Origin of the sequence: Piscinibacter defluvii, assembly GCF_004011805.1 — a bacterium.
GTDB classification, from domain to species: Bacteria; Pseudomonadota; Gammaproteobacteria; order Burkholderiales; family Burkholderiaceae_C; genus Piscinibacter; species Piscinibacter defluvii.
Window position 1 is genome coordinate 37,213 of sequence record NZ_RCHJ01000028.1, and the last position, 19,366, is coordinate 56,578.

The following is a 19,366-nucleotide window of genomic DNA, read 5'->3' on the forward strand; positions in this document are numbered from 1 at the left end:
TTGCCTTTCAGCGGAACCAGATGAAGGTCATGGCGATGAACAGCGGGACCAGGATCGCGCCCGACCACGCCATGTAGCCGAAGAAGCTCGGCATGCGGATGCCGCGGTCCTCGGCGATCGCCTTGACCATGAAGTTCGGCGCGTTGCCGATGTAGGTGTTGGCGCCCATGAACACCGAGCCGGCCGAGATGGCGGCCAGCGTCGAGGCGAGCGTGGTCATCAGCACCTGCGGGTCGCCGCCGGCGAGGTTGAAGAACACCAGGTAGGTCGGCGCGTTGTCGAGGAAGGAGCTGAGCGAGCCGCTGAACCAGAAGTAGGCCCAGGGCAGCGGCTCGCCGTCGGCGCCGGTCACGGCGCGGGTCACCGCCGCGAAGGCGCCGGCCTCGCCGGCCTTGAGCATCGCCAGCACCGGCACCATGGTCACGAAGATGCCGATGAACAGCTTGGCCACCTCCTGCATCGGCGCCCAGGAGAACTGGTTGGCCTCGCGCACCGACTTGGGCGTGATCGCCAGCGACACGAAGGTGACGGCGATCAGCCCCGCGTCGCGCACCAGCGCCTGCAGTTCGACCGGGGTGCCGGCCACGTCGTAGGCGATGCCCGGCTTCCAGGTGCCGCTCATCAGCACCAGGCCGACCACCGCGGCCAGCGGCAGGAAGTTGATCGCGCCGTCGACGCCGAAGCGCGCGGTGTCGGGCGTCGGGTCCTGCGGCAGCACGCCCTCCTTGCGATACCAGTAGGTGTCGATGGCGTAGAACAGCACGAGCAGCGTGCCGACCAGGAACAGCGTTTCCGGGAAGATGTGCTGCACGGTCCAGAAGAAGCTCACGCCCTTGAGGAAGCCGAGGAACAGCGGCGGGTCGCCCAGCGGCGTCAGCGAACCGCCGGCATTGCTGACGATGAAGATGAAGAACACGATCACGTGCACGACATGCTTGCGGTTGTCGTTGGCGCGGATCAGCGGGCGTATCAGCAGCATCGACGCGCCGGTCGTGCCCATCAGGCTGGCCAGCACCGCGCCGACCGCCATCAACCCGGTGTTCAGCGCCGGGCTGCCGTGCAGGTTGCCGCGCACGTAGATGCCGCCGGCAGCGGTGAACAGCGCCGTGAGCAGGATGATGAAGGGCAGGTACTCGGCCACCAGCGTGTGCACCAGCGCGCCGCCCGCGGCACCGGGGCCGGCCAGCACCGCGTAGGGCAGCATGAAGGCGAGCGCCCAGCCGAGCGCGATCTTGCCGTAGTGGTGGTGCCAGACCTTGGCCGCCAGCAGCGGCATCAGCGCGATCGACAGCAGCATGCCGGCGAACGGGATGCCCCACCAGGCCGCCAGCGCCGCGCCGTCGACCTCGGCGGCCATGGCACCGCCGCTGGCCAGCAGCAGCGCCGCGAGCGCCGCTCCGCGCGCGGCCCTCATTCGTGGAACCTCGCGAAGCCGGCCACCGGCTCGCGCTCGGTGACGAGCCCGTTCTCGACCGCCGCCGGGTCGGCGTGGCCGAGCGACATGCCGCACACCACCATCTCGGTGGCCGGGATGCCGAGCTGCTTCTCGATGATGCGGTGGAACTGCGTGAACGCGGCTTGCGGGCAGGTGTCGAGCCCGCGCGCGCGTGCGGCGACCATGATGTTCTGCAGGAACATGCCGTAATCGAGCCAGCTGCCCTGCTGCATGATGCGGTCGATCGTGAAGATCAGGCCGACCGGCGCGTCGAAGAAGGCGTAGTTGCGGCCGTGCTGCGCATGCATGCGCGCCTTGTCGGTCTTGGCGATGCCGAGCAGCCCGTACAGGTCCCAGCCGACCTTGCGGCGGCGGTCGATGTAGGGCGGGACCCATTCGGTCGGGTAGTACGCGTACTCCTCGCGGTGCGTGGCGCGCTCGGCCGGGTCGTCGTAGGCCGCGCGGATGCGGCGCGAGAGGTCTTGCTTGGCCGCGCCGGTCAGCACGTGCACCTTCCAGGGCTGCGTGTTGGTGCCCGAAGGCGCGCGCGCGGCCACCTGCAGGATCGCCTCGATCGTCGTGCGCGGCACCGGCGTGGGCAGGAAGGCGCGGATCGAGCGGCGCGAGCCGATGGCGGCATCGACGGCCTCGGCCGCGGTGGAAGGGTCGGTCATGGGGTGGCGCTCAGGGGTTGCAGGGCCGCGCGCAGCGCGTGGGGAAGATCCACCGGCCGGCGCGTGGCGCGGTCGACGTAGACATGCACGAAGTGCCCGCCGGCCGCGCTGAGCGGCTGCCCTTGCGCGAACAGGCCGACCTCGTAGCGCACGCTGCTGCGGCCCAGGTGCGCGACGCGCAACCCGGCCTCGACGGCCTGCGGAAACGCGAGCGGCGCGAAATAGTTGCAGCGTGTCTCGATCACCAGCCCGATCACCGCGCCGGCCTCGATGTCCAGTGCGCCGGCCTCGATCAGGTAGCCGTTGACCGCGGTGTCGAACCAGCTGTAGTAGACGACGTTGTTGACGTGGCCGTAGGCGTCGTTGTCCATCCAGCGCGTGGTGATCGTGCTGAATCGGCGGTAGGCGCTGCGCGGCTCAGGCTGCGGTCGGTGCGACATGGCGCGCATTGTTCCATTGCCACTGCCGCCAGCTCGCCAGGGCTTCCTCCAGCGTGCGCTGCTGGACGTCCACCGTCACCGCGATGTCGTGCCCGTAGCCGCCGGCCATGCTGACGGCCACCGGGATGCCGCGCTCGCGGCAGGCATCGAACACGCGCCGGTCGCGTTCGGCCAGGCCGGCGCTGCTGATCTTCAGGCGGCCGAGCCGGTCGCCTTCGTGCGGGTCGGCCCCGGCGAGGTAGAAGACGAGTCCCGGCGGCTGCCCGGCATGGCGGCGCCAGAGTTCGGCCAGCGCCGCGTCGAGCGCTTCGAGGTAGGGCTCGTCGGTGCAGCCGTCGGGCAGCTCCACGTCCAGGTCGCTGGTCTCCTTGCGGAACGGGAAGTTCTTCGCCCCGTGCAGCGAGAGCGTGAACACGGTCGGGTCGTCGCGGAAGATCGCCGCCGTGCCGTTGCCCTGGTGCACGTCCAGGTCGATCACCGCCACGCGCAGGCCGGGCGTGCCCGGCGGGTGGCGCCGGTGCCACTCTGCCTGCATCAGCCGCGCCGCGACCGCGGCGTCGTTGAACACGCAGTAGCCGCCGCCCTTGTCGGCGCCGGCATGGTGGGTGCCGCCGGCCAGGTTGGCCGCCACGCCCTCGGCCAGCGCCGCCCGCGCGGCGCCGATGGTGGCGCCGACCGAGCGTCGCGAGCGCTCGACCATGCGCTCGCTCCAGGGAAAGCCGATCTCGCGTTGCGCTGCCGCGCTCAGGCTGCCCTGCACCACCGCGGCGATGTAGCCCGGATCGTGCGCCAGCGCCAGTTCGCCCTCGCTGGCCGGCTCGGCTTCACGCAGCCGGAAGGCAGGCTGGGATTCGATGCGCTCGCGCAACAGCCGGTACTTGGGCATCGGGAATCGATGCCCGACCGGCAGCGGCAGCACGAAATGGTCCGAATAGAAGGCTTGCATGGGGTGGCGGGCGCGATTCTGCCGGCAACACGCCCACCGCCCGCCCGGACGGAATGTGACCCGCGTATGACGCACCGCAGCAAAAAGTGCTTGAACTTGGTGCGCAGAGCGATATACTTGGCTCATGCTGCAGTGCAACAAATGCGCTGCATCCCTGCCCTAGCCCTGATCCGGAGACCCTCATGTCCTTTCTGACCGCCGAACAAGTGATCGCCGCCAACAAAGCCAACGTCGAAACCCTGTTTGGCCTGACCAACAAGGCCTTCGAAGGCATCGAGAAGCTGGTCGAGCTGAACCTGCAGGTCGCCAAGACCGCGCTGGCCGAAGCCGCCGACACCACCAAGGCCGCCCTGTCGGTCAAGGACGCGCAAGAGCTGTTCACGCTGCAGGCCGGCCTGCTGCAACCGGCCGCCGAGAAGGCCGCCGCCTACAGCCGCCACCTGTACGACATCGCCGCCGCGACCAACGCCGAAGTGACCAAGGTCGCCGAGGAAACCGCGAACGACTCGCAGAAGAAGTTCATGGCCGCCTTCGACGCCGCCGTCAAGAACGCCCCGGCCGGCACCGAGAACGCCGTCGCCCTGGTGAAGTCGGCCGTCGCCGCCGCCAACAACGCCTACGAGTCGGTGCAGAAGGCCGCCAAGCAGGCCGCCGACGTGGCCGAAGCCAACTTCCAGGCCGTCACGACCACCGCCGTCAAGGCGACCCAGGCCGCCGGCAAGACCAAGCGCGCCGCCTGAACACCGCGCCGGAGGGTTCCGGATTCGCGCCGTCACAAAGAAGCGGCCCGACTCTTGAACTTGCCGCGGAGTTCCTGATCTACGGTGTGCTGCGGGCCTGCCCGCAGCCTCCCTGAAAGGTTGTCTCCTCGGTACCTCCCGGTACCTTGCCGGCCCGATGGTTCGCCATCGGGCCGTTTTCTTTGGTGCCTCAGTGGGTCTTGGCGGCCACCTTGCCGCGCAGCTCCGCGAGCTGGGTCAGGGCCGCCGCGCGCCCTGCGGCGATGGTGCGCCGCCGGCCGGCGAAATCCGCGCCCGAGACGCCGCCCAGCTTGGGCCGCAGCACCACGTCGGCCTCGCGCAATTCGAACTGGTTGATGCTGCGGCCCATGATCGCGAAGGTCTGCAGCAGCATCCGGAGCGGATCGCCGGTGGCCGCGCCGTCCGGCACCGCCGAGATGTCGACGGCGATCACCAGCTCGGCGCCCATCTGCCGCGCGAAGCGCACCGGCACCGGCGACACCAGCCCGCCATCGACGTATTCGCGCGCGCCGATCCTGACCGGCTGGAACACCGCCGGCACGGCGCTGGAGGCACGCACCGCCATGCCGGGGTCGCCGCGCTGGAACAGGATCGGCGCGCCGTTGTCCAGGTCGGTGGCGACGATGCCCAGCGGCAGCGGCAACTGCTCGATCAGCCGGCCGCCGGTGTGCTCCCGCACGAAGCGGGCCAGTGCCTCGCCGCGGATCAGCCCCCGGCCGGGGAAGCTCCAGTCGGTGATGGCCGACTCGTCCATCGCGTCGGCCAGCTTGGCGAGTTCCCCGCCGCTTCGGCCGGCAGCGTAGAGCGCGGCCACCAGGCTGCCGGCAGACGTGCCGACCACCAGGTCCGGTCGGATGCCGCTTTCCTCCAGCGCCTGGATGACGCCGATGTGGGCGAACCCGCGCGCCGCCCCGCCGCCGAGCGCCAGACCGATCTTCGGCGGCTTGGGCGGTGCCGGCGGCGGGGCGGCCGCCGCCGAGGCGGCCGGCGCGGGCACCGGCACGGCCGTCGGCGCGGTCTGGCAGCCGGCCAGCAGCCACCCGGCCAGGCCCAGGCCGCCACCCAGCAACTGACGTCGGTCAAGCCTCATATTCTTCCCAACGATAAGCAAACAAGAAATATGTTCTTCTCATATATATAGACGCCCGTCTAGAGTCCGGGCCACGGTCGCGCTCGAGCGGCTGCGGACACAGCTTCATGGACTGGATCGCCATTCTCAGCGGCTTCGGGGTCGGCGCCATCGTCGGGATGACCGGCGTGGGCGGCGGTTCGCTGATGACGCCGCTGTTGCTGTCGGTCTTCAAGCTGAACCCGGCGGTGGCGATCGGCACGGACCTGTGGTTCGCCGCGATCACCAAGTCGGCCGGCTCGGCCTCGCACCACCTGGCCGGCCACGTGAACTGGCGCATCACCGCGCTGCTGCTGGCCGGCTCGATTCCCGCCTCGGCCGCGACGATCGCGCTGATGCACACCACCGGCCTCACCAAGGGCTGGGCCAGCACGCTGACCTTCTCGCTCGGCATCGCGCTGCTGCTGACCGCGGTGGTGGTGGCCTACAAGCAGGCCTGGCACGCCGTCGGCCTGCGCCTGGAGCGCTGGATTCCCGATACGCGCAAGACCTGGCTGACCGTGCTGTGCGGCCTGATCCTCGGCGTGCTGGTGTCGCTCAGCTCGATCGGCGCCGGCGCGATCGGCGCGACGCTGATCATGCTGATCTACCCGCGCCTGGAATCGCACCGCGTGGTCGGCACCGACATCGCGCACGCCGTGCCGCTGACGCTGGTGGCCGGCATCGGCCACGCCACGCTCGGCCATGTCGACTGGGCGCTGCTGCTGTGGCTGCTGATCGGCTCGGTGCCGGGCATCTGGCTCGGCGCGCAGCTGACCCGCAAGATGCCCGAGAAGCTGGTGCGCGCGCTGCTGTGCACGGCCCTCGTGACGGCGGGGCTGAAGGTCATTCACTGAACCATGTACCAATACACCGACTTCGACCGCCAGTTCGTGCACGCGCGCGCGGCGCAGTACCGCGACCAGCTCGAGCGCAACCTCGCCGGCAAGCTGGGCGACGACGAGTTCCGCCCGCTGCGCCTGCAGAACGGCTGGTACATCCAGCGCCACGCGCCGATGGCACGCATCGCCGTGCCCTATGGCGAGCTGGCGTCGCGCCAGCTGCGCACCCTGGCGCGCATCGCGCGCGACTTCGACCGCGGCTACGCGCACTTCACGACGCGCCAGAACTGCCAGTTCAACTGGATCCCGCTCGCGAAGAGCGCCGACGTGATGGACGCGCTGGCCGCCGTCGACATGCACGGCATCCAGACCAGCGGCAACTGCATCCGCAACATCACCAGCGACGCGCTGGCCGGCATCGCGCCCGACGAGATCGTCGATCCGCGGCCCTACTGCGAGATCCTGCGCCAGTGGAGCACGCTGCACCCGGAGTTCGCCTTCCTGCCGCGCAAGTTCAAGATCGCCGTCAGCGGTGCACGCGAGGACCGCGCTGCGACGGCCTGGCACGACATCGGCCTGCACCTGGTGAAGAACGCGGCCGGCGAGGTGGGCTTCAGGGTGCTGGTCGGCGGCGGCATGGGCCGCACGCCGGTGATCGGCGCGCTGGCCAGCGAGTTCGTGCCCTGGCAGCAGATCCTGCTGTTCATCGAGGCCATCGTGCGTGTCTACAACCGCTACGGCCGGCGCGACAACCTCTACAAGGCGCGCATCAAGATCCTCGTCAAGGCCGAGGGCCAGAAGTTCTTCGACGCAGTGGCCGAGGAGTTCGCCCACATCCTGCGCGACGATGTCGACGGCGCGGCACACACCATCCCGCGCTCCGAGCTCGAGCGCGTCAAGGCCAGCTTCGTGCTGCCCGAGGGCATCGCCGCGGCCGTCTCGCCGAGCGCGCCGCCGGGCGAAACGGCGCCCGCCTTCCGCCGCTGGCTGGAGCGCAACGTGCACGCGCACAAGCTGCCCGGCTACCGGGCGGTGACGCTCTCGCTCAAGCGCGCCGGCCAGGCGCCCGGCGACGTGACGGCCGAGCAGATGGAGGCTGCCGCCGACATCGCCGACCGCTTCAGCCTCGGCGAACTGCGTGTCACGCACGACCAGAACCTGCTGCTGCCCTGGGTGCGCGAGGCGGAACTGGCCGAGGTCTGGAAAGCCGCCAAGACGGCCAGCTTCGCGAGCCCGAACATCGGCCTGTTCACCGACATGATCGCCTGCCCGGGCGGCGACTTCTGCGCGCTGGCCAATGCGCGCTCGATCCCGATCGCCGCCGAGATCACCGAGCGCTTCGCCGACCTCGACGAGCTCTACGACATCGGCGACATCGACCTGCACATCAGCGGCTGCATCAACTCCTGCGGCCACCACCACAGCGGCCACATCGGCATCCTCGGCGTCGACAAGGACGGCAAGGAGTGGTACCAGGTCTCGCTCGGCGGCTCGGACGGCTCCACGCTCTCCGGCCCGGCCGTGCCCGGCAAGGTGATCGGCCCGTCGTTCGCCGCCGACGAGGTGGCCGACGCGGTGGAGGCCGTGATCGAGACCTACAAGGCGCAGCGCGCCGCCAACGAGCGCTTCATCGACACCGTGCGCCGCGTCGGCATAGAGCCCTTCAAGGGCCCTGCCAACGCCGTGCGCCGCAGCACCGCCCAAGCCGCGTGACCCCCATGAAGTTCATCGACCTGTACAAGGACGCCTGGCATGCGCTCGGCGGCGAGGACGGCCCGCCCGTCAGTATCAACGCCGACCCGTACCTGCTGCTCGACCTGGCCCAGTGGCACGCGGTGCGTGCCTCCTGGCCGGCCGGCATGCCGGTGGGGCTGAAGCTCGCCAACGACCAGGACGTCGAGGACGTCGCCGCCGACCTGCCGCGGTTCTCGCTCGTCGCGCTGCATTTCCCGAAGTGGGTGGACGGCCGCGCCTACAGCCAGGCGCGCCTGCTGCGCTCGCGCTACCGCTTCCAGGGCGAGGTGCGCGCCACCGGCGAGGTGCTGGTGGACATGCTGCCGCTGCTGCAGCGCACGGGCTTCGACGCCGTGGTGCTGCGCGCCGACCAGTCGGTGGAGCACGCCGAACGCGCGCTCGCGTTCTTCCCCGGGCACTACCAGGGCGACACGAGCGACAACCGGCCGCTGTTCGCCCAGCCCGCCGGCACCGCCGAGCAGCTGGCGCGCCGCGCGCAGGAATTCGTCAACGCGGGGGCCTCGATATGACGGCGATCGCGCTGTACGCGCGCCGCAAGGACGGCTTCGACGAGCGTGTCGCGCACGCCGTCGCGGTGCTGCAGAGCGCGGCGACCGAGCACGGCAGCCGCATCGTGCAGGCCACCAGCCTGGGCGCCGAGGACATGGTGATCACCGACCTGATCGCGCGCCACCACATCGGCATCCGTATTGCCACCCTGCAGACCGGCCAGCTGCATCCGCAGACCCTGGCGCTGCTGCCGCGCATCCGCGAGCGCTATGGCCTCGAGGTGCAGGCCTACGAACCGGTCGCCGAATCGGTGGTCCAGTTCGTCCGGAAGAACGGCGAGCGCGCGATGTACCAGAGCATCGAGCTGCGCAAGGCCTGCTGCGCGCTGCGCAAGCTCGAACCGCTGGCGCGCCTGCTGGACGGCCAGACCGCCTGGGTCACCGGCCTGCGCCGCGAGCAGAGCGACACGCGCGCCGAGGTGCCCTTCTCCGAGCCCGACGACAAGGGCCGCACCAAGTTCAATCCGCTGGCCGACTGGTCCTGGGCCGACGTGTGGCACTACATTGCCACGAACGACGTGCCCTACAACCCGCTGCACGACGAGTTCATGCCGAGCATCGGCTGCGCGCCCTGCACGCGCGCGATCGCCGTCGGCGAGCCCTTCCGGGCCGGGCGCTGGTGGTGGGAAGACGAGAAGGCCAAGGAATGCGGGCTGCATGTCAAGGAAGACGAGCCCGCCGTGACCATGCTGGGAGCCCCGCGATGAATGCCCCTTTGTCGGTCGAGCAGCTGTTGCCCGAACTCGACCACACCCACCTCGACTGGCTGGAGGAAGAGGCGATCTTCATCCTGCGCGAGACCGTCGCCGCGTTCGAGCGCCCGGCACTGCTGTTCTCCGGCGGCAAGGACTCCTGCGTCGTGCTGCGCCTGGCCGAGAAGGCCTTCAAGAGCCGCCAGGCCGACGGCAGCTACAAGGGCAGGCTGCCGTTCCCGCTGCTGCACGTCGATACCGGCCACAACTTCCCGGAAGTGATCGAGTTCCGCGACCGGCGTGTCGCCGAGATGGGCGACCGGCTCGTCGTGGGCCACCTGGAGGATTCGATCAGGCGCGGCACGGTGCGACTGGCGCATCCGCTCGAATCGCGCAACGGCCACCAGACCGTCACGCTGCTCGAGGCCATCGAGGAGCACCGCTTCGACGTGCTGCTCGGCGGCGCACGGCGCGACGAGGAGAAGGCACGCGCCAAGGAACGCATCTTCAGCCACCGCGACAGCTTCGGGCAATGGCAGCCCAAGGAGCAGCGCCCCGAGCTCTGGACGCTGTTCAACACGCGCATCCGCCCCGGCGAGCACATGCGCGCCTTCCCGATCAGCAACTGGACCGAGCTCGACGTCTGGCTCTACATCGCGCGCGAGAACATCCCGCTGCCGGACCTCTACTACGCGCACGACCGGCAGGTGATCCGCCGCAAGGGCCTGCTGGTGCCGCTGACCGAGGTGACGCCGCCCGAGGCCGGCGAGACGGTCGAGACCGCGCAGGTGCGCTTCCGCACCGTGGGCGACATGACCTGCACCTGCCCGGTGGAGAGCCCGGCCGCCAACGCCACCGAGGTGGTGGCCGAGACGCTGAAGGTGACGATCAGCGAGCGCGGTGCGACCCGCATGGACGACCGCACCTCGGACGCGTCGATGGAGCGGCGCAAGAAGGAAGGGTATTTCTGAGATGCACACCGCCCCCCCCTGCAAGGACCACCGCGCGCTGCGTTTCCTGACCGCCGGCAGCGTCGACGACGGCAAGAGCACCCTGATCGGCCGGCTGCTGTTCGACAGCCGCGCCATCCTCGCCGACCAGCTCGACACGCTCGAGAAGAAGGCCGCCGGCGCGCCGATCGACCTGTCGCTGCTGACCGACGGCCTGGAGGCCGAGCGCGAGCAGGGCATCACGATCGACGTGGCCTACCGCTACTTCGCGACGCGCCAGCGCAAGTTCATCATCGCCGACGCACCGGGCCACGAGCAGTACACGCGCAACATGGTCACTGCCGCCGCGGGCAGCGATGCGGCCGTGGTGCTGGTGGACATCACCAAGCTCGACACGACGCAGCAACCCGTGCCGCTGCTGCCGCAGACGCGCCGGCATGCGCTGCTGGCGCAGCTGCTGCGCGTGCCGAACATCGTGTTCGCGGTCAACAAGCTCGACGCGATCGAGCAGCCCGGCGCCGCCTACACGGCGGTGCGCGACGCGCTGCTGGGGTTCGCCGAGGCCGCGGGCATCCGCGTGGCCGGCGTGATCCCGGTCTCGGCGCTGCGCGGCGACAACGTCACCACGCCGCTGGAAACCGACTGGTACGACGGCCCGTCGCTGCTCGAACTGCTGGAGAGCCTGCCGACCAGCCAGGAGCGCAAGGACGGCGACCTGCTCGTGCCGGTGCAGTACGTGGCCCGCGAGGGCGAAGGCACCGGCAACCAGCCGCGCACGCTGTGGGGCCGCGTGGCCCACGGCCGGGTCAAGGCCGGCGACGAGGTGCAGCTGTTCCCGAGCGGCCAGGGCGCCACCGTGGCCGAGGTGCGCCTGGCCGGTGCAGTGGTCGACGTGGTCGAGGCCGGGCAGTCCGCCGGCATCGTGCTGGACCGCCAGATCGACGTTTCGCGCGGCGACTGGATCGCGACGCCCTCCACCGTGCACCCCTCGCAGCGCTTCTCGGCCACGCTTGCCTGGCTCGACACCGAACCCGCCGTGGTCGGCCGCAAGTACTGGGTGCGCCACGGCAACCGCTGGGTGCAGGCGCGCATCACCGCCATCGAGAGCCGGCTCGACATCCACACGCTGGAGGCGACCGACGCGCACGAGCTGGCCGTCAACGAGATCGGCCACGTGATCGTCGAGACGCAGCAGCCGCTGCCGGTGGAGAGCTACGAGACCAACCGCGTCGGCGGGTCGCTGATCGTGGTCGACCCGGCCAGCAACCGCACCAGCGGGGCGCTGCTGGTGAAGGCGCCGCAATGACCGGTGTGCCGACCGGTCGGGTCGTCTTCGTTGGCGCGGGCCCGGGCGCGGCCGACCTGATCACCCTGCGCGGCGCGCGCCGCCTGGCCCAGGCCGACGTGGTGCTGCACGATGCGCTGACGGATCCCGCGCTGCGCGAGTTCGCACCGCAGGCGCGCTGGATCCACGTCGGCAAGCGCGGCTTCTGCGATTCCACCGGGCAGGCGACCATCAACGCGCTGCTGGTGAAGCACGCGCGCGAGAACGCGCTCGTCGTGCGCCTGAAGGGCGGCGACCCGAGCGTGTTCGGCCGGCTCGAGGAGGAGCTCGAGGCGCTGGCCGCGGCGGGCATCGTGGCCGAGGTCGTGCCCGGCGTGACGGCGGCACTGGCCGCGGCCGCCGACACGCGCCGGCCGCTGACGCGCCGTGGCAGCGGTCGCAGCGTCGCGCTGTCCACCGCGATGACGCGCGAGGGCGCCCTGCAGGCCGGGCGCACGGCCGACACCGAGGTGTTCTACATGGCCGGCCGGCAGCTCGGTGGCCTCGCGCGCCGGCTGTTGGCGGCGGGCTGGGCGGCCGACACGCCGGCCAGCGTGGTGTCGCGCGCCGGCTGGCCGGACGGCCTGCACAGCCAGCACCGCGTGGCCGACCTGGCCGCGGCGGGCCTGCTGCATGCCGGGCGCCCCGCGGTGGTCACGGTCGGCGCGGGCGCGCTTCCGGTGTTCCCGCAACGCCACGGCATTGATGTCCCGCAAGGGCTTCCGGACCCGGTAGAAACCCGAGCCGCATAAAATCGCGGGCTTGTCCGCCTTCCGCGGCACCCATCACCTCATTCGCCAGACCATGACCCACGTCGTCCTCGAAGCCTGCATCCGCTGCAAGTACACCGATTGCGTGGACGTCTGTCCGGTCGACTGCTTCCGCGAAGGCCCGAACTTCCTGTCCATCGATCCGGACGAGTGCATCGACTGCGCCGTCTGCATCCCCGAGTGCCCGGTGAACGCCATCGTCCCGGAAGAGGACGTGCCGGGCAACCAGCAGCACATGATCAAGCTGAACGCGGAGCTCGCCAAGAAATGGCCGAGCATCACCAAGCGCAAGGGTGCCCTGCCCGACGCGGACGAGTGGAAGGACCGCACCGGCAAGCTCGACCAACTGATCAAGTAAACCGACGCGCGGCGTCCGCCGCCGCAGCCATGATGGAACCGAAGTTCAACGACGAAGTCGCCCGCACCGCGGGTGCACACGAGGGCCCGATCGAGACCGACGCGGTGATCGTCGGCGCCGGCCCGGTCGGCCTGTTCCAGGTCTTCGAGCTGGGGCTGCTGGAGATCAAGGCCCACATCATCGACTCGCTCGCCTACCCCGGCGGCCAGTGCATTGAGCTCTACCCCGACAAGCCGATCTACGACATCCCGGCCGTGCCGGTGTGCACCGGCAAGGAGCTCACGGACAACCTGCTCAAGCAGATCGAACCCTTCGGCGCCACCTTCCACCTCGGGCAGGAAGTGACCGTCGTGCAGAAGCAGGACGATGGCCGCTTCTACGTCGAGACGAGCAAGGGCACGCGCTTCCTGACCAAGACGGTGTTCATCGCCGGCGGCGTGGGCAGCTTCCAGCCGCGCACGCTGAAGGTCGACGGCATCGAGGCCTACGACGACCGCCAGGTCTTTTACCGCGTCAAGAACCCGGCGCAGTTCGCCGGCAAGAACCTGGTCATCGTCGGTGGCGGCGACTCGGCGCTCGACTGGACGCTGAACTTCGTGCAGGACGGCCCGAACAAGGCCGAGAGCGTGATCCTGATCCACCGCCGCGACGGCTTCCGCGCCGCGCCGGCCAGCGTCGCGAAGATGAAGGAGCTGTGCGACGCCTACGAGATGCAGTTCATCGTCGGCCAGGTCACCGGCATCGAGGAACGCGACGGCCGCATGACCGGCGTGAAGGTCACCGGCGGCGATGGCGTCACACGCGTGGTGCCGATGGACATGCTGCTCGTCTTCTTCGGCCTCAGCCCCAAGCTGGGCCCGATCGCCGAATGGGGGCTGAACATCGAGCGCAAGCAGCTCGTCGTCGACACCGAGAAGTTCGAGACCAGCACGCCGGGCATCTTCGCGGTGGGCGACGTCAACACCTACCCGGGCAAGAAGAAGCTGATCCTGTCGGGCTTCCACGAGGCGGCGCTCGCGGCCTTCGCGGCGGCGCCGTACATCTTCCCGGAAAAGCGCATCCACCTGCAGTACACCACCACCAGCCCGAAGCTGCACAAGGTGCTGGGTGTGGAGACGCCGAACTTCGATTAGCGCCTGCCGGCAGGAAGGAAGGCGGGGCCCGCGATGCGGGCCCCTTTCTTTTTGCTGGATAATTCGCTCGTGGCGCAACCACGCGCTGCATCCGCTAGGGGTGTTGGCCGCCTCGCATCGAGACGGCCGACTGAGAGAGTCCCTTCGAACCTGATTGAGGTAATCCTCGCGCAGGGAAGCTTGTCCGGATCGCCGCGCTCGCTGGCGCCTCCGGGCGCCGCCGACCTGCCATCGACAAGGACACGACGATGGCAACACCAAGACGCCACTTCCGCCCACGCCGCCTCGTGCTGGCGTGCCTCGCCGGCTGCAGCACCGCCGGTGCGTTTGCCCAGGCGCAACTGGACCCGGTGACGATCACCGGCCGCGTCACGCCCACCATCAACGCCGCCGGCTGGGGCGAGGTGCCGCTCGCGAAGCTGCCGCTGCAGGCGGGCGTGTTCACCGCCGAGCGGCTGCTCGACCGCGGCGCGACACGGCTGTCGGACCTGACGAACTTCGATCCCGCGGTCAGCGATGCCTACAACGCCGAGGGCTACTGGGACCAGCTCACCGTGCGCGGCTACGTGATCGACAACCGCTTCAACTACCGCCGCGACGGGCTGCCGATCAACGCAGAGACCTCGATTCCGCTCGACAACAAGGCGCAGGTGGAGGTGCTCAAGGGAATCAGCGGCATGCAGGCCGGCACCAGCGCGCCGGGTGGTTTGGTGAACCTCGTCGTCAAGCGCCCGCTCGACACGCCGCTGCGCCGGGCGGCCGTGGACTGGCGCGAGAAGTCGACGCTGACCGGCGCCGTCGACCTCTCCGATCGCTTCGGTGCGGAGCGGGCATTCGGCGTACGCCTGAATGCCGCCGCGGCGCACCTCGACCCGCTGGTGCGCGACAGCCGAGGCTCGCGCCAGATGCTGGCCGTCGCCGGCGACTGGCGGCTCGGCGCGGGCACGCTGCTCGAGGCCGAGGTGGAGAGCAGCCACCGCTCGCAGCCCAGCCAGGCGGCCTTCAGCATGTGGGGCGACCGCGTGCCGGCGCCGGTCGACCCGCGCCGGAACCTGAACGACCAGCGCTGGTCCCTGCCCGTGGTGCTGGACGGCGACACGGCCTCGCTGCGCTGGCGGCAGACACTGTCGGCCGACTGGAGCTTCATCGCGCACGCCGCGACCCAGCGGCTGCGCAGCGACGACCGCATCGCCTTCCCGTTCGGCTGCAGCGCTGCCGACGGCACCTACTACCCGGACCGCTACTGCCCGGACGGCAGCTTCGACCTGTACGACTTCCGCAGCGAGAACGAGCGGCGGCGCACCGACGCGCTGGACCTGTCGCTGACCGGCAGGGTGCAGGTGGGCTCGTGGGCCCACGCGCTGACGCTCGGCGTCCTGAACAGCCGCGTGAAGAACCGCTTCCAGCGTCAGGCGTTCAACTACGTCGGCACCGTCGGTCCGGGCGACGAGACGCCGGCCGATCCGACGCTGACCGACGAGAACACCCAGCGCGACGAGCACACGAGCGAAGTCTACGCACGCGACGCGATCGCGATCGACGCGCGCTGGACTGCGTGGCTCGGTGTGCGCCACACACGGCTGCATCGCCAGAGCGTGCGCACCGACGGCTCGCGACCGACCGACTACCGGCAGACGTTCACGACACCCTTTGTCGCCCTCAGCTACGCCTATGTGCCGGACCAGCTAGTCTATGCCAGCTGGGGCCGCGGCATGGAATCCAGCGTGGCGCCGAACCGCACGCGCTACACCAATGCCGGCGAAGCCTCGACCCAGACGAGCCGGCAGGCGGAACTCGGGCTCAAGGGCTCCACCGAATCGCTCGAATGGTCGGCCGCGCTGTTCGATGTCGTCAAACACATCGCGGCGGACATCGGCAGCTGCGACGATCCCGGCACCTGCACGTACCAGCCAGACGGCACGCAGCGACACCTGGGCGGCGAAGGCAGCATCTCCTGGCGCACCGGGGCCTGGACCTGGCTCGCCGGCGCGCAATGGCTGCGCGCGCGCCGCGAGGGCAGCGCCAACGCCGGCGTGAACGGCAACATGCCGTACAACGTCCCGGCGCGCACGCTCAAGCTGCAGGCCGAGCACCGCCTGGCCGCGGTCCCTGGCCTGGTGATCGAAGGCTCGGGCCGGTACACGAGCCGGCGGTACGTGGATCCGCTGAACAGCGCGTCGATCCCGGGCTACGCCGTCCTCGGCGTGGCCGCGCGCCAGGCGGTGCGGTTCGGTGCTCAGACCTTGACCTGGCGCGCCGGCGTCGACAACCTCACCGACAAGCGCGCCTGGCGCGAGTCGCCGTTCCAGTTCGGCCATGTGTACTTGTACCCGTTGCGCCCGCGCACGGCGTGGCTGGGCGTGCAGGTGGACCTGTAGCCCGGCCGGAAAACCGGGCTATAATCTGCGGCTCGATTCCTCGATAGCTCAGTCGGTAGAGCGCCGGACTGTTAATCCGTAGGTCCCTGGTTCGAGCCCAGGTCGGGGAGCCAATAAAATCAAGGGGTTAGCTTCATTTGGAGCTAACCCCTTTGGCTTTGGTGTGACGGATTTGTGCCGTGGATTGACCGCCTACCACTGCTTCGAGAAGTCCCCCACGTTCGTCGCCCGCACGAACTTGGCCGCATCCGCACCTTCGGCGATCGTCGCGAAGTGCTCGCGTCCGCAGGCGATCTTAGCCACCTCGTTGTCGCGCAGCGCATCGTCGAACAGCGTGCTCTTTGTCTCCACGACGAAGTACAGGCGGTCGGTGCCGTCCGCGTTCACAACCACGGCCCAGTCTGGGTTGTAGTTGCCCAGCGGGGTGGGCACTTTGAACCAGGCCGGCAACTTGGCGTACAACTTCACCGCGGTGTTTTTTTCCAGGTCCTCGGCGAAGCTGCGCTCGGTGTCCGACTGGTAGACCACCTTCTCGTGGACTGACTTCGTCACCTCCAGCATGTTGGTCAGGTAGCCAGTGAGCTCCGCCTGCTCGAACAGCTCCTGAGCGTAGATCTCGCTGCCGTCGGCCGATTGGCCAAGGCGCCGATACTTGATGCCGTCCACCAGCGCCTGGCGCTTGGTACGGTTGATGCACTCGGCCGCCACGTCGATGAACTGCGCCGGGTTGAGCTTGAAGTCGTCGAGCTTGCCGCTCTCGGTCAGGATACGCACGATGCTTCGGCGCGTCAGCTGCGTGCGGTCCTGCAGCTCGGTCAGCAGGTCGGGCAGCGGGATGTCGCCCTCGGTCATCGAGACAAAGTTTGATGTCGCTGTTTGCTTGGTGTCGACGCCGCCTTGGCTGATCAGCACCGTTGCAGTACGAAATCGCAGCCGCGTCCGTGTGACGGGCGCATCCGTCAGCACCTGGCGGATCGTGCTGGCGCAACGGCTGATTAGCAGCTCGTTGTCGAACTGAACGCGGTAGGTCGTGCGCTGCTTGATACGGTCCCACAGGGCCTTGAAGTCGTCGCTGAGGTAGACGCCGCGGCGAAGCTTGACCGTGTCGCGCTTGTTCGCGTCCTTGATGTCCAGCTTGCCCGCCAGCTTGTGGAGCAAGGTCACGATGGACTTCCTCGCTGACGTGAACGCATCAGGTAGCACCAGCGTGTCTTCCTTCAGCGCCTTGCGCAAGGTGTCCAGCACCTTGCCGCGGGCGTCGATCAGGCCCGCAGTCTTCAGGTGCTCCCACAACTGCTTGGACAGGTCCACGCCCATGGGCTTGGGCCGTCCGTCGGTGCCGACGATGGAGAGCGGCGCGAACTGGTGGCTCTCGACGATGCCGAAGCGGATGCCGGTGTCCTGCTCGATCTCGCGCTGCAGGTTCTCAGCGAAGGACTCGTAGCTCTCGTTGGCTACCACCGTCAGCGTGTTCACCGCGAAGCCGCGCAGCCGCTCACCCTTCTGGTTCACCGCCAGCCGCAGCCCGCGGCCGATGGTCTGCCGACGCTCGCGCTCGGTGTTCATCTCGCGCAGGTTGCAGATCTGGAACACGTTGGGGCTGTCCCAGCCCTCGCGCAGTGCCGAGTGCGAGAAGATGAACTTCAGCGGCGTGTCGAAACTGAGCAGCCGCTCCTTGTCCTTCATGATCAGGTTGTAGGCCCGCTCCGCGTTGTCGCGGTTGCCTTGATTGTTCTCGGCTGTGTCGGTCCACGTGCCCTTCTTGTCCACCGAAAAGTATCCGTCGTGAACCTCGCTCGGAGCCACGGTCAGGTCCACTTCGTTGAATAGGCTCTGGTAATCGGGGTTTCGCGCCAGGCGGGCGAACTCCTGTTCGAACATCAGCGCGTACTTGCCCTTCACCGGCTCGCCAGCCTCGTTGTACTGGCGGTAGTGCTCCACCTTGTCGATGAAGAACAGGCTCAGCACCTTGATTCCTTGTGGCCCGAGGCGCAGTTCCTTCTTTAGGTGCTCCTCGATCGTGCGCTTGATCATCTGGCGCTTGATGGCATCGCCGTCGATGTCGCCGATGGCGCCGTCAACCTCCAGCCATTGCTCGCCACCGGGCATGCGGATCTCGACGCGCTGCGCACCGCGCTTGGCCTGGATCTCGCCCACCAGGAAGTTGGCATATAGCTGCCGGCCGGTATGTTGCTCCAGGTCGTCGCCGTCCTGCACCCACACGGCCTTGCGCACCACCTTGCCGCCTTGCTGCACGTCCAGCTCCAGCCTGGCCAATACGCTGGCTCCCTTGCTGCGCACCTCCTGCAGCCGCACGTAGGCCTTGTTCTGGCCACCGTCCACCTCGGCCGACGCCACCTCGATCTGCTTGACCAGTTGCCGCTCGTAGGCGTCGATGGCGTCAAGCCGGTAGACCATGTGGTGCTTGTCGACGTGCGTGGCCGAGTAGCGCAGCGTGCACAGCGGGTTCATGGCGTCCAGCGCCTCCTTGCCACGCCCCTCCAGTCCGCCGTCCACGCTCTGCGGTTCGTCGACGATCAGCACAGGCTGCGTGGCGCGGATCAGATCGATGGGCTTCTCTCCGCCGGTCTTCTCGCTGTCCTTGTAGAGGTTGTTGACGTCCTTCTTGTTGATGGCGCCCACCGTCACCACCATCACCTGCAAGTGCTGGCTGGTGGCGAAGTTGCGCACCTGGTTCAGCTTGGCGGAGTCGTAGAGGAAGTACTCGAAGGGCTGGCCGCTGTAGAGCGACCGGAAGTGCGGCGCCATGATCTGCAGGCTCTTGTAGACGCCTTCCTTGATGGCCACCGACGGCACGACGATCACGAATTTGGTGAAGCCGTATCGCTTGTTCAGTTCGAAGATCGTGCGCAGGTAGACGTAGGTCTTGCCCGTGCCCGTTTCCATCTCCACCGTGAAGTCACGCGAGCTCAGGCTGTCGCTGGGCTTCAGGCCATGGCGCAGCTGCACCTTGTTCAGATTGGCCAGCAGGTCTTGGCTGTCCAGCTGGAGGCGGTTGCCGATGCCCAGGTCTGACTCGGCCAGGCCCAGGCCCAGCTGCACGCCGTCGCCTGCCATGCCTGGTAGCGCGCCTTGCGTCCCTTCCCCGAGGTAGACCGATCGCGGTGCCGTCACCGTGAACTCGGTTCGGCAGACCTCCTGGCCGGAAAAGAGGTCGCACACCGCGTCGATGGCGGCGAGCTGATAGTCAAGGTTGTGTTCAAACTGGAGCTTCATCGCGTATCCGTCCGG

The 19,366-nt window shown here is 68.9% G+C and carries 17 protein-coding genes and 1 tRNA gene; 12 read left to right on the forward strand and 6 right to left on the reverse strand.

Annotated features, from left to right (window positions below; all coding sequences use genetic code 11):
- Positions 1-7: 7 nt before the first annotated feature.
- The 4 genes from D9C15_RS29455 to D9C15_RS29470 are packed head-to-tail and all read right to left on the reverse strand — an operon-like array spanning position 8 to position 3,495.
- Entirely contained in the window at positions 8-1,414 is a 1,407-nt protein-coding gene (locus D9C15_RS29455) for a sodium:proton antiporter (RefSeq protein ID WP_128002928.1), read from the reverse strand.
- Positions 1,411-2,109, reverse strand: a complete 699-nt coding sequence (locus D9C15_RS29460) for a nitroreductase (protein ID WP_128002930.1) — start codon at positions 2,107-2,109, stop codon at positions 1,411-1,413. The genes D9C15_RS29455 and D9C15_RS29460 overlap by 4 nt, the downstream gene beginning before the upstream one ends.
- Positions 2,106-2,549 carry an acyl-CoA thioesterase gene (locus D9C15_RS29465; protein ID WP_205854941.1) on the reverse strand — a complete coding sequence of 148 codons (444 nt, stop codon included), beginning with the start codon at positions 2,547-2,549 and terminating at the stop codon, positions 2,106-2,108. The genes D9C15_RS29460 and D9C15_RS29465 overlap by 4 nt, the downstream gene beginning before the upstream one ends.
- Positions 2,527-3,495 carry a histone deacetylase family protein gene (locus tag D9C15_RS29470; protein ID WP_128002934.1) on the reverse strand — a complete coding sequence of 323 codons (969 nt, stop codon included), beginning with the start codon at positions 3,493-3,495 and terminating at the stop codon, positions 2,527-2,529. The genes D9C15_RS29465 and D9C15_RS29470 overlap by 23 nt, the downstream gene beginning before the upstream one ends.
- Positions 3,496-3,677: 182 nt before the next feature.
- Here D9C15_RS29470 and D9C15_RS29475 point away from each other — a divergent pair, with 182 nt between their 5' ends.
- Positions 3,678-4,235 carry a phasin family protein gene (locus D9C15_RS29475; protein ID WP_128002936.1) on the forward strand — a complete coding sequence of 186 codons (558 nt, stop codon included), beginning with the start codon at positions 3,678-3,680 and terminating at the stop codon, positions 4,233-4,235.
- 190 nt (positions 4,236-4,425) lie between these two features.
- Here D9C15_RS29475 and D9C15_RS29480 read toward each other — a convergent pair whose 3' ends face one another.
- A complete protein-coding gene (locus tag D9C15_RS29480) occupies positions 4,426-5,346 on the reverse strand; it encodes a patatin-like phospholipase family protein (protein WP_128002938.1) in 921 nt (306 codons plus the stop codon).
- A 107-nt stretch (positions 5,347-5,453) separates the two neighbouring features.
- Here D9C15_RS29480 and D9C15_RS29485 point away from each other — a divergent pair, with 107 nt between their 5' ends.
- The 11 genes from D9C15_RS29485 (at position 5,454) to D9C15_RS29535 (ending at position 16,227) form a co-directional block, all read left to right on the forward strand.
- Positions 5,454-6,221, forward strand: coding sequence for a sulfite exporter TauE/SafE family protein (locus D9C15_RS29485; RefSeq protein ID WP_128002940.1), 768 nt, complete (start codon positions 5,454-5,456; stop codon positions 6,219-6,221).
- A gap of 3 nt (positions 6,222-6,224) precedes the next feature.
- Positions 6,225-7,919 (forward strand): nitrite/sulfite reductase, encoded by a 1,695-nt coding sequence (locus D9C15_RS29490; protein ID WP_128002942.1) that lies wholly within the window; start codon positions 6,225-6,227, stop codon positions 7,917-7,919.
- Between the two features lie 5 nt (positions 7,920-7,924).
- Positions 7,925-8,470 (forward strand): DUF934 domain-containing protein, encoded by a 546-nt coding sequence (locus D9C15_RS29495; protein ID WP_128002944.1) that lies wholly within the window; start codon positions 7,925-7,927, stop codon positions 8,468-8,470.
- On the forward strand, positions 8,467-9,216 hold the full coding sequence (locus tag D9C15_RS29500) for a phosphoadenylyl-sulfate reductase (RefSeq protein ID WP_128002946.1): 750 nt from the start codon (positions 8,467-8,469) through the stop codon (positions 9,214-9,216). The genes D9C15_RS29495 and D9C15_RS29500 overlap by 4 nt, the downstream gene beginning before the upstream one ends.
- Positions 9,213-10,172, forward strand: a complete 960-nt coding sequence (gene cysD, locus D9C15_RS29505) for a sulfate adenylyltransferase subunit CysD (RefSeq protein ID WP_128002948.1) — start codon at positions 9,213-9,215, stop codon at positions 10,170-10,172. Before D9C15_RS29500 ends, cysD begins: the two co-directional genes overlap by 4 nt.
- Before the next feature lies 1 nt (position 10,173).
- Positions 10,174-11,457: a sulfate adenylyltransferase subunit 1 gene (locus D9C15_RS29510; RefSeq protein WP_128002950.1), complete on the forward strand. Its 1,284-nt coding sequence runs from the start codon at positions 10,174-10,176 to the stop codon at positions 11,455-11,457.
- Positions 11,454-12,227, forward strand: coding sequence for a uroporphyrinogen-III C-methyltransferase (gene cobA / locus D9C15_RS29515; RefSeq protein ID WP_128002952.1), 774 nt, complete (start codon positions 11,454-11,456; stop codon positions 12,225-12,227). The genes D9C15_RS29510 and cobA overlap by 4 nt, the downstream gene beginning before the upstream one ends.
- Positions 12,228-12,279: 52 nt before the next feature.
- Positions 12,280-12,603 (forward strand): ferredoxin FdxA, encoded by a 324-nt coding sequence (gene fdxA, locus D9C15_RS29520; protein ID WP_112190734.1) that lies wholly within the window; start codon positions 12,280-12,282, stop codon positions 12,601-12,603.
- Positions 12,604-12,635: 32 nt separating this feature from the next.
- On the forward strand, positions 12,636-13,736 hold the full coding sequence (locus D9C15_RS29525; RefSeq protein WP_128002954.1) for an NAD(P)/FAD-dependent oxidoreductase: 1,101 nt from the start codon (positions 12,636-12,638) through the stop codon (positions 13,734-13,736).
- Between the two features lie 248 nt (positions 13,737-13,984).
- Complete coding sequence (locus D9C15_RS29530) at positions 13,985-16,114, forward strand: TonB-dependent siderophore receptor (protein ID WP_128002956.1); 2,130 nt, start codon at positions 13,985-13,987, stop codon at positions 16,112-16,114.
- Positions 16,115-16,151: 37 nt separating this feature from the next.
- Positions 16,152-16,227 (forward strand) — tRNA-Asn (locus tag D9C15_RS29535).
- A gap of 79 nt (positions 16,228-16,306) precedes the next feature.
- Here D9C15_RS29535 and D9C15_RS29540 read toward each other — a convergent pair.
- Positions 16,307-19,351 (reverse strand): type III restriction-modification system endonuclease, encoded by a 3,045-nt coding sequence (locus tag D9C15_RS29540; RefSeq protein WP_128002958.1) that lies wholly within the window; start codon positions 19,349-19,351, stop codon positions 16,307-16,309.
- Positions 19,352-19,366: the final 15 nt, after the last annotated feature.

Coding starts and splice junctions, on each gene's coding strand:
- D9C15_RS29455 (WP_128002928.1), bottom strand. CDS start 1,414: ATGAGGGCCGCGCGCGGAGCGGCGCTCGCGGCGCTGCTGCTGGCCAGC.
- D9C15_RS29460 (WP_128002930.1), bottom strand. CDS start 2,109: ATGACCGACCCTTCCACCGCGGCCGAGGCCGTCGATGCCGCCATCGGC.
- D9C15_RS29465 (WP_205854941.1), bottom strand. CDS start 2,549: ATGTCGCACCGACCGCAGCCTGAGCCGCGCAGCGCCTACCGCCGATTC.
- D9C15_RS29470 (WP_128002934.1), bottom strand. CDS start 3,495: ATGCAAGCCTTCTATTCGGACCATTTCGTGCTGCCGCTGCCGGTCGGG.
- D9C15_RS29475 (WP_128002936.1), top strand. CDS start 3,678: ATGTCCTTTCTGACCGCCGAACAAGTGATCGCCGCCAACAAAGCCAAC.
- D9C15_RS29480 (WP_128002938.1), bottom strand. CDS start 5,346: ATGAGGCTTGACCGACGTCAGTTGCTGGGTGGCGGCCTGGGCCTGGCC.
- D9C15_RS29485 (WP_128002940.1), top strand. CDS start 5,454: ATGGACTGGATCGCCATTCTCAGCGGCTTCGGGGTCGGCGCCATCGTC.
- D9C15_RS29490 (WP_128002942.1), top strand. CDS start 6,225: ATGTACCAATACACCGACTTCGACCGCCAGTTCGTGCACGCGCGCGCG.
- D9C15_RS29495 (WP_128002944.1), top strand. CDS start 7,925: ATGAAGTTCATCGACCTGTACAAGGACGCCTGGCATGCGCTCGGCGGC.
- D9C15_RS29500 (WP_128002946.1), top strand. CDS start 8,467: ATGACGGCGATCGCGCTGTACGCGCGCCGCAAGGACGGCTTCGACGAG.
- cysD (WP_128002948.1), top strand. CDS start 9,213: ATGAATGCCCCTTTGTCGGTCGAGCAGCTGTTGCCCGAACTCGACCAC.
- D9C15_RS29510 (WP_128002950.1), top strand. CDS start 10,174: ATGCACACCGCCCCCCCCTGCAAGGACCACCGCGCGCTGCGTTTCCTG.
- cobA (WP_128002952.1), top strand. CDS start 11,454: ATGACCGGTGTGCCGACCGGTCGGGTCGTCTTCGTTGGCGCGGGCCCG.
- fdxA (WP_112190734.1), top strand. CDS start 12,280: ATGACCCACGTCGTCCTCGAAGCCTGCATCCGCTGCAAGTACACCGAT.
- D9C15_RS29525 (WP_128002954.1), top strand. CDS start 12,636: ATGGAACCGAAGTTCAACGACGAAGTCGCCCGCACCGCGGGTGCACAC.
- D9C15_RS29530 (WP_128002956.1), top strand. CDS start 13,985: ATGGCAACACCAAGACGCCACTTCCGCCCACGCCGCCTCGTGCTGGCG.
- D9C15_RS29540 (WP_128002958.1), bottom strand. CDS start 19,351: ATGAAGCTCCAGTTTGAACACAACCTTGACTATCAGCTCGCCGCCATC.